Raw genomic sequence first — 15,669 nt, forward strand, 5'->3', positions numbered from 1 at the left:
GCAGGAATCCATGCCGCTATTACCGCATCAAAAGAGGGCTTGATGTTATGCTTGTTGAAAGGAACGGCTCCGTTGGCGTTATTTCTACCGTCGGTTTATGCAGTCCCTTCATGAGATTCTGGCTTGGAAATGAGTCCCTTGTCTCGGATATTTTCGAAGAAGTACTCTTCGATCTGCACAGGCGTGGTGGACTTCTGAGGGATTCATTCGATTTGGAGATTTTGAAGATGATCTATCTGGAGAAACTCAAAAAGGCTGGAGTCGTGCTCGCGTTTCGCTCGATTCCGGTAAAATTAATCTCCGCAGGAGGGTTTATGAAACAGATTTCGCTGCTTGTGTCAAATGTCAGTTTAACAGGTAAGTAGATGAAAGCTCTAGGAGTGGTCATCAGTGGTACTATGATAAAGACTGCGGTTGTGGCGTGCTCGGGTGAAATCAGTCAAAGGAAGAATCATGCAACCAGCAGGGATCTTAAGAATCAGATCCTCACGATTATTACTGAAGAGATTTCTTCAGATAGCGTTTCATCTATAAGAATAGCGACCGCAGGGACATTATTTCGAGGTGTTTAGATGATTAAGGCGCTAGTTCTTGGTGGAGGCGGGGCAAAAGGTTTTGCTCACGTCGGAGTTATTCGAGCGCTAGAAGAAAAGGGTTTTGTGCCGGATCTGATCATAGGGGTTAGTGCCGGTGCGCTTGTAGGGGCGGGGTACGCTTTACTGTCAGATTCAAAGAGGCTGTGGGAGATCTCTCTTGAAATCTGTAGAAAAAGTAAGAAGCTAATTCGCTTTGCAAATTCAGCTGCAAGAGAAAATAGAGGCTTGTTATTCAATGCAGCCACTTGTATTCACATAAACACTTTTAGAGCGCTGCCTTTCGGATTGTACTTTAACGCGCTCAAGAAGGGTCTGAAAGGGTACAGATTCTCTGACACAAGAATTCCCTTCAAGTGCGTTTCAACCATAATGGATTCAGGTGAGTTATTCGTTCATGAAGAAGGAAGTATTTTCGAAGCGCTTAGAGCTTCCATGGCGATTCCTGGAATTATCTCGCCTTTTAGTCACAAAGGCTTCTCTCTTGCCGATGGGGGGATTGTGAATAATATTCCTGTCAGCATAGCTAAGGAAGAGGGCTGTACTCTAGTGGTGGCCGTGGATCTTTCTTCAAATAATAGAAAGGTCGGGATCGATACTTCAAATTCGATACTGGAAACAATCGATGGGTACAAAGTCGAAGAGTTTCAACGGAAGGAACTGGCTGTTGCAGATGTTGTCATTTCACCATTGAACAAAAGAAATATTGGTTTGCTTGACTTCTCATCCTGTACTGAACTCATGAATGAATCTTATGAAGAAACATTGAAGTTCGATCTAATTGGAGTTAGCCAGTGAAGATACATGTTGGTGGTTATGGTTTCCAGGGACTTGCCTCTATCGAGTACCTTGGAGATTTCGAGAGCGAAAGCAGAATGGTTTTGAACGGACTGGCGGGCTATTATGTAGCGGTTGAGAGAGCCATGGGTAAGAAGGAAGCCTTGTATCGGCTTTCAAAGTTTGTGGATGAGTTTTTCGTCACGTTGGAAGTGATGGATGGTGGCGCGCTTTCTTCAAAAAAGAGAGTGAGCGGCAAATTAGAACGAATTCGCCACTGTCGTATTTGGTCCAAAAGTAATCATATCTACGGGATAGCTGCAAGGGATTCTTATCTCGATGGAATTGCAGGGAAGACAGAGCTTAGTGCTGAAGTATTCAATCTTGAAACTAGGAAGGTTGAGCTCATCCGCGACGATATGAGAGAAGTTGCAGCCGCCTGTATTTCCATCCCGGGACTTTTCGCTCCTTACAATGATGTTTATGTTACTACGACTTATCTGAGCCAAATTCCTGTTTCGTTCCTTTCAGAAGGTGACACTGTAATTCTGAATCTAAGGGATCTTTCTACTGACAAACCAAGTACAGCTTCAGAAGTAGTTTTCCGCGCCATGGAGATCCGATCACTAAATTATGCAAAAATAATTCTCGCTAATTCCAGTTGCGTTTCAGTCGGAGTTAAGACTAGAGTTCATTCAGACAATGTGTTTAACTATCTAGATCGAGTTAAAAGGTCAGTATAGTTTGCGCGAATGATAGTATAGATTGTGTGGAAGTATTGAGACAAGCGGTTTCGAATGGAGGAATTCTAGTTGCTCAAGACGATGGTGGTAATCGGGACTCTTTTAGCCATGGGTTTCTATTTCATTAGTGGAACAAAGAAAGGAATAGATGAGATCGTGACGATTGAACACGATGGCAGAATAAGACAGAGTATCGTTCACCTGCCTCCGATGATTCAAGATGATAAGCTACCTGTAGTGCTGGTATTTCACGGTCTTTTTGGCAACAGTAACTACACTAAGAATACGTACGGAATGACTGAAGTGGGAGACAGAGAAGGGTTTATTACCGTGTATCCCGAGGGAACCGGTACATTGAACAGCGTTCTTTTGAGCTGGAATTCAGGTTTCTGTTGTGGTTACGCAATGGAAAATGATGTCGATGATGTCTCATACATAGCGGAGCTCCTTGGAAGATTAGAAAGTGTTTATCCCATTGACGAAAAGAGAGTCTATCTCATTGGACTTTCCAACGGAGGGATGCTGGTATATAGGCTCATGTCAAGTTATCCCGATCTCTTCGCTGCCTGTGCGATTGTTTCATCTTCTCCAGCCGGCGGAGCCAGTGAGGACAACGTTGTAATGATAGAACCTCCAGATACCGCCATTCCGCTTATAGTGTTTCACGGTATGGAAGATCCTATTATTCCTTTTGATGGGGGTTTTTCCAGTAGTTCTGAAGCAAATGGTATCTATTTTCCCTCGATAGAGGAGTCTGTGAAACTTTGGGCGGAGAAAATGGGCGCAGTCAATATGAGCGAGAAATCGCTCGAGAACGGTTTGGTTCTGCTCAGAGAATACACTGGAGAAGACGAGAGAAGCCTAGTTCATTTCTACGCGATAACCGATGGAGATCATACCTGGCCTGGAAGAGAGAAGGGAATAGATGCTCTCAGCAGCTCTTCGCAGGCGAACATCAAGGCAAGTGAGTTGATATGGGAGTTTATGAAAGACAAGCATCTAGATTGATGCTTGTTCGCTTTCGGTAGATCTCACCTAACAAAGCCGGCTCCCGGCTGTTCAAACCTTATCCGTTCAAATCCCTTTCCCGTTAGAGACCTGTGTATATTGTTAGCAGAGTCACATTTCGTTGGAAAGAGAAGCATAGTGCCGTCGTTCTTGACAACTCTGAGCATTTCGCTAAACTCGTCTTAACGAAATCCCCAAAGACATGATCGGAAATGGAACATCGCCGAATCCGTCTTCGAAGAGAATGTCCCTGATTAGGCCGTCGAAAATGAAGAGATTCCTGACTTCTCTATCATGTACTTTCTTCTTCAGATATTCTTTAAGGATCTATGGGTTCATCAGCAAAGTCAATGGAGGCTTCGCGCTTAGTAGCTGCAAACGGCAGTCTACCGGCGCCCTTTGAACTCTCTTGCAAGATGACTAGCGTTGTGCTTTTCAAGAAGAAGCAGGGGTCTAATATTTAAATTGTCCACATCTATCCAGTCGAGAGACAAAAACATCACCCCCAGAGCAAAAGCTAATATGGATAGTAGCATGATAAAATCGGGATTATCTTCAGTATCGTAGATGGGAGACTTATATGAGGCTTAACAAAGATTTATTCGAGAGAAGGCTGGGAGTCTTCTTCATGGTATTGTGGATCTTAATCCTGTTCTTCTACCTCACCTGGGATGGATGGCTGTACGAGTGGCGCGACTGTGGCTACAACGGTCCTAGTCAGCACTTCGATCTTGACATTACCGACATGGAATATTCGCGCTCCCCAGATAATGAGATCACTTACTTGTCTACGAACAATCTTCACAACTTGATATATCTTTGTTATCTCGTCTTCTTGATCGGTTGGCTGGGTTTGCTTTTTGACCTTGAGTGGGCTAAACAGGGAGCGATGGCTACCATGGGAATTTCTTTCGTTGCGGCTCTCTCGACGCTAAACCTCTCCGACCACGTGTACTTGCTTCAAGTGGTGTATGATATAGTGCATTTTTCAGGGTTAGTAATGGGAGCGTACCTCTTTTCGAAGTACTCCCTGAAGACTTCAAAGAGTCTTCCCGTTGTCCTAGGCACGTGGGCGATATATCTTGTTAGTCACGTTATCTTCACTCCTTGGCCGTTCTGGGAAAACGTTGGCCAAGCTTACTTCAGCGTAAATCAGATCAACGACTTGCCGTTCTTTCTTTTTGGTATGGAGTATATAGTTGTTGTAGTAATCTTACTCGCAGTGAACACCCTTATCGTAAAACTAAACGGAAGAACGTCGAACCGTTTTCTAAGAGTTTTGATCCCGCTCGGCCTCTATTTCCTTCTGTTCATGATAATGTACTCAACAGGCCTAATAATAGTCCAGAACGTGAATATGAACACATGTGCCCTTAGGTAATCATGTAAGCTTGAGTTGTCCAAGTTCGTTCTTCTTTTTCAAAACCTGACCTCAACATATTTCTCCTTAGAGTCGTAGTATCTTTTGGTGTTTCTGAGGTCCTTCTACCCGTTTGGCTTCAGGGATATATATTCATAACCTTCTTAGGCCTTCCATCTCTTCATCAAATGCCTGCCGAGAGAGATTTGCAGTCTCCATCGTAACACGTATAGACAAAGAATGTGGAGAAGAAGACTTGATAAAACCGATTGTAGTTAACTGAATCGAAAGGAAATGAAAGCAAAGAATTAATTGATGAATAGGGGCACTCAATCAATCGCATCTCAATTAACTATGAGTTGATAATTGCCAATAGTTGGATCTTATCGGGTACCATGTCGGCAGACAATAGTTTGTCAGAAACATAGTAGATGGTAAAATGAGTTTGTAAACAATAAGGATTACGTACTTATTTAATAGTTTGTATCTTATTTCCTTCGGCAGCCTGCAAGAGAAGCATTTGAACTAAGTTATCATCAGCATTATTCATTGTAGACAATTGTAAATTGGTCTATAAGCCAGCTTATTGGTTAATAAGGGAGGGTGTTTTATGAGAAAGATAGCTTTGGGATTTCTTTTACTGCTCATTCTAGCTGTTCCTTGCACCATGCTCTTCTCGGAAGAGATTGAGATGCCTGTTGTCCAGCCTCCAATGGTTGTCACTACTCTGGGTCAGAGTCCGGGTGCTTTGATGTTCAGACTGGTCTGTGTCAGAAATCAAATTGCCTGTGTTCAGGAAGACCTACTTACCGTTGAGAAATTGGTCCAATTGGTTGAAGGAGAAAACCCACCCAAGACACTGGTCATAACTACCGGAACCAGTTTGAAGGGAATGGGGGCTGCCGGTATTGACATGAATTTCGAAGTGAAGCGTGTCGAAGGACTGATTGCCAAAGCCAAGGAGCTTGGTATGACAATAATTGGGGCTCACATCGAGGGCATGGCACGAAGGGTAGATGCAACAGATGAGAAGTCCATCAGCACAGTGATGCCTAAGTCTGATTTGATTCTCGTAATAGAAGACAGCGATTCAGATGGATTCTTCACAAACTTTTCGAATGAGACTGGAATTCCTCTTGTAAAGGTGAAAGAATCCTTGGAAATCGGGCCGGCTCTCAAAAAACTGTTCCAAGAGTAGAGCATAACAATGATCTTCTTATCTGTCGACCTTTAGGTCGATTCTAAAGGGGGAGTGTCCTGGTGTACTTCCATGCTGGTCTGATACTTTTCGTTATAGCAGTATCGTTTGGAGTTGCAAAGGCACTTAAGCTAAGTGTCGAACTGTCGATGCTTGTTGCCGCGCTTGCAGCCGCTATTGTCCACTCGGGTGGAGCGATTCCGGTACGTCATCTTGTGGAAGGCTCCTTCACTTATCTTGATGTCTGTCTGATCTTTATTACCGCAACGTTTTTCATGAACCTGATTAAAGAGTCCGGTGGAGTCGCTTTTCTTGTAAGAGGCATTGTCAAGGCCTTTCACAAGAGCAGAGTACTGTGTCTCTTCTTTCTTACTTTGCTGTTGTTGATTCCTGGGGCCCTTACTGGATCGGGTGCCACCACAGTTCTCACGGTTGGTACACTGGTGGGAACGGTCCTCACCTATATGGGAATATCTGAGAAGCGGGTGGCGGCGATAATCTTTGTTTGCGCTGCGATGAGTGCCGCTGCACCGCCAGTAAACCTCTGGGCAATGATGGCTGCGGCCGGATCTAACATGCCTTACGTGGGTTTCTTCATTCCACTGCTGGTATTGTCGCTAGCCGGTTCTCTATTTGCAATGTTCTTCCTTGGGGGAAAGGGTAAGAAAGTAGAGCTCGATGAAGCTCTGAAAGAGCTTCCTGAACCACCTGCTAAGATGAACTGGATAAGGGTAGGAATGCCATTTGTCGTTCTCATTTTCCTGATAATGGCCGGAAGGATTTGGCCTCACTCAATCCCCACTCTGGGACTTCCGTTCATGTTTGTTGTCGCATCAATATTTGCAATTATACTTAGCCCAAAGAAGCTAGAGATCCTTAGAATCGCATCGGATACCATCAATACATTGATCCCTCTTGTAGGCATCATGATCGTTGTAGGTATCCTGATTCAGATTATGGCTTTGAGCGGCGCAAGGGGATTGATCTCTCTTGCGGTAGTAACGTTGCCCATGTGGGTTTTATTTGCAGCGCTGTGGCTGATTCTTCCAGTGTCAGAGGGATTACTCCAATACGCGGTTGCACCGCTTCTAGGAGTGCCCCTAATTCTTCTTTTCAACATGAAGGGAATGGATGCCATAATAGCACTCTCTGCAATGGCTGTTATGTGGCCTGTGGGAGATATACTTCCTCCCACGGCGGTTGTTGGAAGAGCGACAGTGATGGAATTGAAGTTCAAAGGCCATTATTACAGGGATTTCTTGAAGACTTCGCTCATACCGATGGGGTTCATTCTTCTAATTGCTACTTTGTTCTTGATTTTCAGTAATGAACTCTCCTTTTTAGTTGGCGGGTGATGTCATGAGTGAAAGGAAGTGTTTTTGATGGCTATTTTGTACACGATAATCAGTGTCTGCTACTACTTGATAACGGCTTTTATCATCTTTGTTATAGCTAGAAGCTTGGTGAAGACGAAGAATTTCCAAGAAGCAATCCTGTTTTCTGTCATGCTCATGCCGTTCATCCTGCGACTTTTGAGAATCAAGTAGGGGGTGCTGCGATGACTGACAGAAATCTGGCGATAGTCAAAATAGTATCATGTGTTTTAGTTGGAATTGCCCTAATTATCTCCGGTGTAGAGTTCTACAATCACAGGAATTTCAAGGAACCCGTCGTTGTTGGATCGGGAGTCACTGAAGTCAAAACGTTAGGTGACTACTTCGCTCCGTTGAAAGGAACGATAAACGATACGAACATCTACATAATTGACAGCGGTGTACCGGGTGGGACGGCTATGTTGATAGGCAGGTCGCATCCCGAAGAACCCGCAACGAATCTGGCTGCCAAGATCTTCGTCGAAAACGCGAAACTTACCAAGGGAAGACTCATAGTTGTTATTACAGCCAATCAGAGCGCTTCAAGGGTTACCAGACCTGGGGATGCATATCCTATGTACTACACAATAGAGACTCCATGGGGAGAAAGCAAGTTCAGGATGGGAGATCGATGGTCCAATCCGCTTGACTCATGGCCGGATCCCGAAGCATATGTTCACTATCCTAGTGGTCAACTCCTGGCTTATATGGATATTCGTAATTTCAACAGAACGTGGCCCGGGAGAGAAAATGGGATGATCACCGAACAGACAAACTATGCCTTTATGAATTTGATAAGAGAAGAGAATGTGGACATATTTATCGATTTACACGAAGCCGAGCTGGAGTACCCTGTTATAAGCACTATAGTTGCCCATCAAAAGGCGGCCGATATTGCCGGACTGGCTTCAATGATACTTACCTCAACTGAATTCAGAATTGGTATGGAGTTCTCACCCCCTAGCCTGCACGGACTTTCTCACAGAGAGGTCGGTGACCATTCCGACGCCATATCTCTGTTGTTTGAAACGCCGGAACCTTTTCTTGACAGAGTCAGGGGAATCACCGATGAGGCTCTTCTCTTAACGGGTAAGGATGAATTCGTTATGACAGCAGGTAAGTTCGGTTTGCTCTACGAGAAGATTGACGAAAATGGTTGGCCGATCGACGTAAGGGTTGGCAGACACTGTTCTTCAACTCTTATGGTTATTGAACTATGGGGTGATTTCAATCCTGGAAAGGAGGTTGTGATCGAAGGAGTTCCACGGTATGACGAGGTAGTAAGCAATGGAACAGGCTATTATTTCCATGATCCTTCAAAAGCTAGAACACAGGACATTTATTACGAGTAACCAAGAACATTTGTGATTGATGATCACAAAGGAGGGGAGTAAGGGTGAAGAAACTGTTATTGACTGCAATACTGATAGTCTCACTGTTCTATGTGAGTGCTGTAGCATGTACGGATATCTTAGCAGCGAAGCAAGCCACTGTAGATGGTTCCGTTATCACATCTCATACATGTGATGGTCGTTATGACTCCAGACTGGTTGTCGTACCGGCTATGGATCACGAAGAGGGAGCTATGGCCCCAGTTTATGAGTGGATAGTCTACGCCGATCGAATGGATCTGGTGAAGCTTGGAGAGATTCCACAGGTAGCACATACCTACCAGTACTTCAACGTTGCTTATCCTATGGCAAATGAACACCAGCTGATAATAGGAGAGACGACACTTGGTGGAGCCAGAGAGACTGCCAACAGCGATAAGGCGATAATGACAATCGAACAGCTGGAGATCTTCGCTCTACAGAGAACAACTAACGCCAGAGACGCTATAAAACTTATAGGCGCTCTTGCAGAAGAGTATGGTTACCGAGAATCGTGCTGGTTAGGCGAATGCATTACAATTTCCGATCCGAACGAAGTTTGGGTCTTCGAAGTTTACGGGACCGGTCCCCTATGGGAACCAGGTATGGGACCTGGCGCTGTTTGGGCTGCCCAGCGCGTGCCCGACGATCATATTACTACCGTCGTGAATTACAGCATGATTGGTGAGATCGATCTTGAGACAAACAGGCCCCCGAACGTATCTGCAGGGGACTTCATGATCAGTGAAGACTATGTTCAGGTGGCAACGGATCTTGGCCTGTATGATCCGGCCAGTGGAGAACCCTTTGTCTGGAAGTACATATTTGGAGACATTGAGGGGAAGAAGAGCGACAGACTCTGGAGAGTCTTCTCTGTTCTCAATCCTTCGGGGAACTGGTCGTTGGACAACACATGGGAATATCCATTCTCAGTTAAGCCGGATGAGAAGGTATCCGTGTACGACATAATTGAGCTTTATAGGGACGTTTCCGAAGGTACACCTTACGACATGGGCGATAACGAGGCATGGTACTATGAAAGTGGAGGCGAGATGGTTAAGAGTCCGCTGGCAAGTTCTGAGCCCAACACTCCTATGAGAAATCTTCTTGGCATTCCTTACACAAGAACAATAGCAAAGAACGGTTGTTCGTACTATTTTGTTTCGCAGGCAAGGGACTGGATGCCCGACAAGATAGGCGGACTTCTCTGGTTCGGACTTGACAACCCGAGAAAGGGAGCCTGGATTCCCGTTTATGTAGGGACTCTTCCCAATACGCTCCCGGAGTCTTGGGTGACCTTAAACAGAGATGAGCTTGACAGGAGCTGCTCTTATTGGGCTTTTGATCTTGTCGATAAGATTTCAAATCAGAGGCTTGGGGCTCTTATGCCTTTGATAGAGGAAGTAAGAGTACCTTTCCAAACGGAGATGTTCGAAGAACAGAGGGATCTTGATGAAATGGCAATGACCCTTTACGAAGATAATCCCGAGCTTGTTCTTAGACTCCTCTCATCCTATACGGCGAGAAAGATGAGAGAAGCAGAAGAACTCTGGTATGATCTTTCAGAGGTCTTGTTAACTAAGATAGACTAAGTAATTGACTTTGGGCCGGTTGATGCCGGTCCATTACTTTGAAAGGGGAGTGAAAGAAATGAGACGTGCACTTATTGTTATGCTAGTCCTCATTGTCGGTTATGGAGTAACAGCAATGGCATGTACTTCGATACTTGTCGGAAAAGACGCATCTGTCGACGGTTCTACTATGGTGACACATACTTGCGACGGCAGTTACGACGCCAGGTTACAGGTGATTCCCGGTGGAGTACATGAAGAAGGCGAGACGGTAAGTATCTACAAGGGTTTGTGCCAGGCGGGTATTCCAGGTAGAACGGTTCAGTATGTTGGAGAGATTCCACAGGTTCCCGAAACTTACACCTACTTCCACACCGGCTACCCGTTTATGAACGAACATCAGGTAATTATCGGAGAAACAACCTGGAGTGGAGAAAGAGCGCTCAGAAACTCCCAGGGTTGGATGACAATCGAGCAGCTCCAGGTGCTGGGTCTGCAGAGAGGAAAGACAGCCAGAGAAGTCATTCAGATAATGGGTGAACTTGCTGAGAAATATGGTTATGGTGACGGCGGCGAGGGGCTTACAGTAATTGATGGAGACGAAGCCTGGTTGTTTGAGATCTGTGGCCCCGGTCCTTTCTGGTCTCCTGGAAGCGAAGAACCCGGAGCAGTATGGGTTGCGCAGAGAATTCCCGATGACCACGTCCTTGTCCATGCAAATAGATCTAGAATTGGCGAAATCGATCTTGAGAACACAGATTATTTCATGGCATCACCCAATGTATACTCAACGGCTCAGGAACTCGAGCTGTGGGACGGACAGGAACCATTCCTTTTCTATGCAGCTTACGGGCCAAAGAATGCCTTTTATAACACGAGACGTGAATGGAGGGTTCTGGACCTTCTTGCCCCGTCTCTTGAGCTCGATCCATGGGCAGAAAGATATCCGTTGTCTGTCAAGCCAGATAAGAAAGTGTCTGCGCAGGATCTTATGATGATTAAGCGTGACCATTATGAAGGAACCGAATTCGATCTCACTGTTGGCCTTGCCGCAGGTCCTTTTGGCAATCCCAATAGGTATGCTACTCCCGCCAGTGCAAGACCGGAAGGTATAAACTATGACGGTTGGGAGAGAGCTATATCGATGTTCAGATGCTCATATGTCATAGTTGGGCAGGCAAGAAACTGGATGCCAGATGCGATCGGTGGAGTTGTGTGGTTCGGAGAGGATGCACCTCACTCGACAGTTTATATTCCATTCTACGCAGGTGCGACCAGTGTTCCCGAGTCGTTCAGTCAAGGAGCAAGGGATTTCTTCGACAGAAGCTCTGCTTGGTGGGCATTCAACCACGTGTCAAACCTAGCCGATCTGAGATATAATGTCGCAATAGAGATAATCAAAGAGGAATACACGAAGTTTGAGACTGAGTTCCTCGCAAATCAGCCGCTGATCGAAAAGGTTGCGCTGGATCTCTATGCAGAGAATCCCGAAGCGGCTATCGATTTCATTACTAATTACAGCAACGGGCTAGCAAACAGAGTTGTCGATAGATGGTGGAAGCTGGCCGATGAGCTAATTTACACCCTGAACGATGGGTATGTTGATGGTAAGACTGTGGGTTATCCGACGTGGTGGCTCGAAGCTGTTGGTTATGGAGATACAACTGCAAGATAGATACTGATCGTTTATTTGTAAGGGCGGATATTATTCCGCCCTTTTTTAAAGCTATAGATGGAGTGATCCGCGAAAAACATCCAGTGAGTGCAAGTGTGCTCAAATCAGCTAATTCTCAATGCGTTGCATATTCGAAAGATAAAACCTACTCTTCCTGGATTGATTTTCGAATCCCTGAAAGGGTTTGAGTCTTTCCGAAGCTAACTGGAGCTTTTTCCTCCTATTTAACACTTGTGTATCGATTGAAGGAAGGAGGCATATTCTTGGGACCCTTTGCTATAATGAATATAGAAAGTTCTCGAACCTTACTTATGTTGATTTTTTTAGTATCTACAGAGTTTATTGCTTGGGGATGTCACTTTTGAAAATTGCTACGATCTTTTTGATTCTTATTGCGAGTTCAGTTCTTTGCTCGCTGTCTATCGAACCGCTCCCCGTAATTGAAGATCCAGTGCTTTTTACAGTTTGGGGTGAGAGCATAGAGCTTCAAAACATAAACTATTTCTGTGATAGTCTTCAAGTTGCACGTGATTATTCACCGGGTGCAAGTATCGAAGATCTGTGTGAAGGCGCCGGATTCAGGATTGAAGAAGAGCTTTCAGGAGAATCTTTCCATCCATTTTATGTTTCAGGGACACCTTACCGCACACTTGTGATAATTGCCGGGAGTTCTTTGCCAGAGTCGAGAGCAGACATAGAGAGAATTGAAGAGCTTGCTTCCTCAGTGAAGTCTTCAAATGGATTAGTGATGGTAATCGATATAGATGTTGAAGGATCGGGAGATGATCCGCTGAAGCAGGAATTTGCTCAAAGATTGGTGCGGTATCTAGATGTTCTGATTGTAGCTGAAAGGCCAGTTGGAGAGTATCTGTCTTTCTTGGAAGGAGAGACTCCTATAGTTGTTGAGTTACCCGTGGTTGTAGACCTCGTTTCGATTTTCGAAAGGGACTTTGGGGGCGGCAGATGCTGCGATTGATTGGAGGAAATATGAAGAGAGTTCTCTTGATTACGATGATTTTGATTGGCACATTCGCACTATCTCAGATTCATTTGGAAGACTCAGTTACTTTTGGGAGCGAAGGTGACGATGTGGCCAATGATCTAGTAGTGTTGAGCGACGGAAAATTACTACTGGTAGGGTATACAACTTCGTTTTCTGGAGAGCTTGGAAGTTCTAAAGGAGAAGAGGATTTCCTGATTCTTAAGCTAGATGAAAGGCTACGCATAATCTGGTCAAAGACATATGGAGGAAGCGGGCGTGACATTGCTGAAGCAGTTCTCGAAACATCAGACGGAGAAATAGTGGTTGTGGGACTGACAGAGTCGTCAGATGGAGATGTTTCTGAAAGTGATAAGCTTGGCGATTTTTGGGTCGTTAAGCTCTCGCCCACCGGAGAACTCCTTTGGGAGAAAACCTTCGGGGGAAGCAGCCAGGATCATGCTTATGACGTAGTGGAAAGCCCTTCGGGGAATATTCTGGTCGCCGGCTACACCAGGTCTCCCGACGGGGACATCGAAGGACACGTATGGGGCGAAGATTTCTGGATAGTTGAGATTTTACCATCCGGTCAGGTATTGAAGCAATGGGTTATGGATGGAGGGAACAACAACGAAGATCTTGCAAGAAAGCTTTTCGTAAATGAAATGGGAGATATTTTGATTACGGGATACACCGCATATAAGGATGTAGGGATCAGCTGCAACTACGTGAATGAACAGGCGGCTCTTGCCATTATTCATGCTGAGGGTATTTCTTCTTATTACGCTTTTGGAGGCATGTATCTTGAGGATGGCTACGACGTGCTTGCCTCTGGAGAAACAATAGTCATAGTCGGTGAACAGGATGCTGGAATCTCTATGTTTTCGACCGGTCTTGGCGGAAAGGACTTCTATGTAGTCGCGATAGGTGAAAAGGGGCAGGAATTGTGGTCAGAGAATTACGGTGGAACCTTCACGGATATAGCCCGTGTAGTAAAACCGTTTGGAGCTAGTGATCTTCTAGTTGCCGGTCATACAACTTCACAGGATATTGACATTGAAGATCCGCTCGGGATGACAGATGGGTGGATAATCGTTGTTAATGAAAACGGTGAGCTTGTCGAATCGTTGTCGGTAGGTGGCTCGGCTGACGATTTCATTCTTTCGGGTGTTAATTACGGTGAAAAGTACATTTTCTGTGGTTGTTCAACATCATCTGACGGAGACCTGGAAAGCAACAAGGGTAGAAAAGACATCTGGTTGATTACGTTAGGAAAACAGATAAGGTCTAGCGACCTTAAACTGGGGTTAGTCCCCAATAAAATCAAGTTGGGAGGGGTTTCAATTGCGTAAGATCTTGTTGGTCCTGATTGTGGCTGCAGCAATAGTTAGCATCGGCTTTGCGTGCACCACGATCATCGTTACTAAGGGTGCGTCTGTTGACGGTTCGGTAATGACGAGTCATTCAGCTGACTGCGGCCTCTGTGATTTCAGGTATGTCTATGTTCCACCCGCAGACTATGAAGCGGGAGCAAAGAGAGCAGTATATCCATTCATTGAGCCATATCCACGTTATGTCGGTGCGGATATGGGTCCGACCTACAACGATCCGGACCTTCCGGCTACTGAGCCTCTAGGCTACATCGATCAGGTCGAGCACACATATGGCTACTTTGATGCAGTTTATGGTGTAATCAACGAGCACCAGCTCGCCATTGGCGAATGTACTTGTTCCGCAAAGGTCTATGCTCAGCCGAAGGCTGGAGAATGCATATTTGACGTAGCTGCTCTTTCCAGAGTTGCTATGGAGAGATGTACGACTGCAAGAGAAGCCGTTGAACTGATGGGCGCACTTGCCGTTGAGTACGGTTACTACGGTTGGGGAGAAACACTCACAGTAACAGACCCTAATGAAGCATGGGTCTTCGAAATCTGTGCAACGCCTGACAAGAAGAGCGCACTTTGGGCGGCAAAGAAGGTTCCCGATGGAACGGTCTTTGTTGAGTCAAACCTATTCAGGATTAGAGAACTCGATCCTGAAAGCCCTGACAATATGTTCTCCCCGAATCTTATCGAAGTTGCAACGGAGGCCGGCTGGTACGATCCCAGTACCGGTCCTATCGACTGGATGGCTACTGTTAGTACAGGCGAGTACACTATGCCTTACTATAGTCTGAGAAGAACGTGGAGAGTTTTCGACAGGGTCTCCCCTTCTCTTGGACTTTCTCCATGGGTAGAAGACAGTTTTACAAAGGACTACCCGTTCTCTATAGTGCCTGACAAGAAACTGTCGGTAGCAGATGTTATTGATCTTTTCAGAGACCACTACGAAGGAACGGAATTCGATCTTACCGAAGGACTTGCCGCAGGACCTTTCGGCAATCCCAATCGCTATGCAGGTTCAAGCAAACTAATAAAGGGGAGCTGGGAAAGAGCTCTTTCTATCTTCAGATGTGAATACGTATTTGTCTCTCAGGTCAGAGATTGGCTTCCGGATCCTGTCGGCGGCGTAGTATGGTGGGGCGCAGCTGCTCCTCACGAGACAATTCTAGTGCCCATGTACTGTGGAATAACGGACGTTCCATATGCTTATGACAGTGGTAGCCTTCAGGAATTCGACTACGATGTCGCATCATGGGCATTCAACTTCATGGGTAACTGGGCGGAGTTGAAGTGGAGCTACATGTACCCGGAGATTCAGGAACTGCAGAAGAAGATCGAAGGAAAGCTCTTTGCAGTACAGCCAGCTATCGAGGCAGCTGCTGCACAGCTTTATGAGACAGATCCAGAACTGTGTAAGGAATTCCTTACAGATTACGTTGCTGATGTCACTGACAGAGTGATGGCAGAAGTGTGGGATTTCAACGAATATCTTATTACGAAGTACAGAGACGGATACATAAACATTCCGAATGTTGGTTCGTCTGCTGGATACCCCGACTGGTGGCTTGATGCAGTAGGATACGACGAAGGCCATATTTTCGGCGAAGACGGCTACAAAGCTAAGTAATCGACTTACCCGC

General features: G+C 45.6%; 15 protein-coding genes. 14 read left to right on the plus strand and 1 reads right to left on the minus strand.

The features are described from left to right. Positions 1–26: 26 nt before the first annotated feature. The 5 genes from V513_RS00080 to V513_RS00100 all read left to right on the plus strand — a co-directional run bounded on the left by V513_RS00080 (position 27) and on the right by V513_RS00100 (position 3,121). The gene (locus V513_RS00080; protein WP_257211848.1) at positions 27–365 is read left to right on the plus strand and encodes an FAD-dependent oxidoreductase; all 339 of its coding nucleotides are present in this window, start codon (positions 27–29) and stop codon (positions 363–365) included. Beyond that, positions 366–572, plus strand: coding sequence for a hypothetical protein (locus V513_RS00085; protein ID WP_099771174.1), 207 nt, complete (start codon positions 366–368; stop codon positions 570–572). After that, positions 573–1,391, plus strand: coding sequence for a patatin-like phospholipase family protein (locus V513_RS00090; RefSeq protein ID WP_099771175.1), 819 nt, complete (start codon positions 573–575; stop codon positions 1,389–1,391). Beyond that, positions 1,388–2,113 carry a hypothetical protein gene (locus tag V513_RS00095; protein WP_099771176.1) on the plus strand — a complete coding sequence of 242 codons (726 nt, stop codon included), beginning with the start codon at positions 1,388–1,390 and terminating at the stop codon, positions 2,111–2,113. The genes V513_RS00090 and V513_RS00095 overlap by 4 nt, the downstream gene beginning before the upstream one ends. 69 nt (positions 2,114–2,182) lie before the next feature. Beyond that, a complete protein-coding gene (locus tag V513_RS00100) occupies positions 2,183–3,121 on the plus strand; it encodes an extracellular catalytic domain type 1 short-chain-length polyhydroxyalkanoate depolymerase (protein ID WP_014731402.1) in 939 nt (312 codons plus the stop codon). 23 nt (positions 3,122–3,144) lie between these two features. On the opposite strand, the gene V513_RS00105 is transcribed toward V513_RS00100, so the two are convergent. Next, positions 3,145–3,288 carry a hypothetical protein gene (locus tag V513_RS00105; protein ID WP_006488123.1) on the minus strand — a complete coding sequence of 48 codons (144 nt, stop codon included), beginning with the start codon at positions 3,286–3,288 and terminating at the stop codon, positions 3,145–3,147. 413 nt (positions 3,289–3,701) lie between these two features. Here V513_RS00105 and V513_RS00110 point away from each other — a divergent pair, with 413 nt between their 5' ends. The 9 genes from V513_RS00110 to V513_RS00150 all read left to right on the plus strand — a co-directional run bounded on the left by V513_RS00110 (position 3,702) and on the right by V513_RS00150 (position 15,656). After that, positions 3,702–4,502, plus strand: a complete 801-nt coding sequence (locus V513_RS00110; protein WP_099771177.1) for a hypothetical protein — start codon at positions 3,702–3,704, stop codon at positions 4,500–4,502. 589 nt (positions 4,503–5,091) lie between these two features. Continuing rightward, positions 5,092–5,679 carry a DUF6305 family protein gene (locus V513_RS00115; RefSeq protein ID WP_006488110.1) on the plus strand — a complete coding sequence of 196 codons (588 nt, stop codon included), beginning with the start codon at positions 5,092–5,094 and terminating at the stop codon, positions 5,677–5,679. A 62-nt stretch (positions 5,680–5,741) separates the two neighbouring features. Beyond that, positions 5,742–7,034 (plus strand): hypothetical protein, encoded by a 1,293-nt coding sequence (locus tag V513_RS00120; protein ID WP_006488109.1) that lies wholly within the window; start codon positions 5,742–5,744, stop codon positions 7,032–7,034. Between the two features lie 203 nt (positions 7,035–7,237). Continuing rightward, the gene (locus V513_RS00125) at positions 7,238–8,404 is read left to right on the plus strand and encodes a succinylglutamate desuccinylase/aspartoacylase family protein (protein ID WP_006488106.1); all 1,167 of its coding nucleotides are present in this window, start codon (positions 7,238–7,240) and stop codon (positions 8,402–8,404) included. 44 nt (positions 8,405–8,448) lie between these two features. Beyond that, positions 8,449–10,014, plus strand: coding sequence for a dipeptidase (locus V513_RS00130; protein WP_099771178.1), 1,566 nt, complete (start codon positions 8,449–8,451; stop codon positions 10,012–10,014). 58 nt (positions 10,015–10,072) lie between these two features. Then, positions 10,073–11,668 (plus strand): dipeptidase, encoded by a 1,596-nt coding sequence (locus V513_RS00135; protein WP_180274793.1) that lies wholly within the window; start codon positions 10,073–10,075, stop codon positions 11,666–11,668. A gap of 352 nt (positions 11,669–12,020) precedes the next feature. Next, positions 12,021–12,644, plus strand: coding sequence for a DUF6305 family protein (locus V513_RS00140; protein WP_257211849.1), 624 nt, complete (start codon positions 12,021–12,023; stop codon positions 12,642–12,644). Beyond that, the gene (locus V513_RS00145; protein ID WP_257211829.1) at positions 12,632–13,999 is read left to right on the plus strand and encodes a hypothetical protein; all 1,368 of its coding nucleotides are present in this window, start codon (positions 12,632–12,634) and stop codon (positions 13,997–13,999) included. The genes V513_RS00140 and V513_RS00145 overlap by 13 nt, the downstream gene beginning before the upstream one ends. After that, positions 13,992–15,656, plus strand: a complete 1,665-nt coding sequence (locus V513_RS00150; protein WP_099771180.1) for a dipeptidase — start codon at positions 13,992–13,994, stop codon at positions 15,654–15,656. Before V513_RS00145 ends, V513_RS00150 begins: the two co-directional genes overlap by 8 nt. Positions 15,657–15,669 lie beyond the last annotated feature (13 nt).

Origin of the sequence: Mesotoga sp. H07.pep.5.3, from assembly GCF_002752615.1 — a bacterium.
GTDB classification, from domain to species: domain Bacteria; phylum Thermotogota; class Thermotogae; order Petrotogales; family Kosmotogaceae; genus Mesotoga; species Mesotoga prima.

What these genes read in the sequence shown, in the direction of transcription:
- V513_RS00115 (WP_006488110.1), top strand. Translation starts at nt 5,092, where the DNA reads ATGAGAAAGATAGCTTTGGGATTTCTTTTACTGCTCATTCTAGCTGTT.
- V513_RS00135 (WP_180274793.1), top strand. Translation starts at nt 10,073, where the DNA reads ATGAGACGTGCACTTATTGTTATGCTAGTCCTCATTGTCGGTTATGGA.
- V513_RS00090 (WP_099771175.1), top strand. Translation starts at nt 573, where the DNA reads ATGATTAAGGCGCTAGTTCTTGGTGGAGGCGGGGCAAAAGGTTTTGCT.
- V513_RS00140 (WP_257211849.1), top strand. Translation starts at nt 12,021, where the DNA reads ATGTCACTTTTGAAAATTGCTACGATCTTTTTGATTCTTATTGCGAGT.
- V513_RS00110 (WP_099771177.1), top strand. Translation starts at nt 3,702, where the DNA reads ATGAGGCTTAACAAAGATTTATTCGAGAGAAGGCTGGGAGTCTTCTTC.
- V513_RS00105 (WP_006488123.1), bottom strand. Translation starts at nt 3,288, where the DNA reads ATGCTCAGAGTTGTCAAGAACGACGGCACTATGCTTCTCTTTCCAACG.
- V513_RS00085 (WP_099771174.1), top strand. Translation starts at nt 366, where the DNA reads ATGAAAGCTCTAGGAGTGGTCATCAGTGGTACTATGATAAAGACTGCG.
- V513_RS00125 (WP_006488106.1), top strand. Translation starts at nt 7,238, where the DNA reads ATGACTGACAGAAATCTGGCGATAGTCAAAATAGTATCATGTGTTTTA.
- V513_RS00145 (WP_257211829.1), top strand. Translation starts at nt 12,632, where the DNA reads ATGCTGCGATTGATTGGAGGAAATATGAAGAGAGTTCTCTTGATTACG.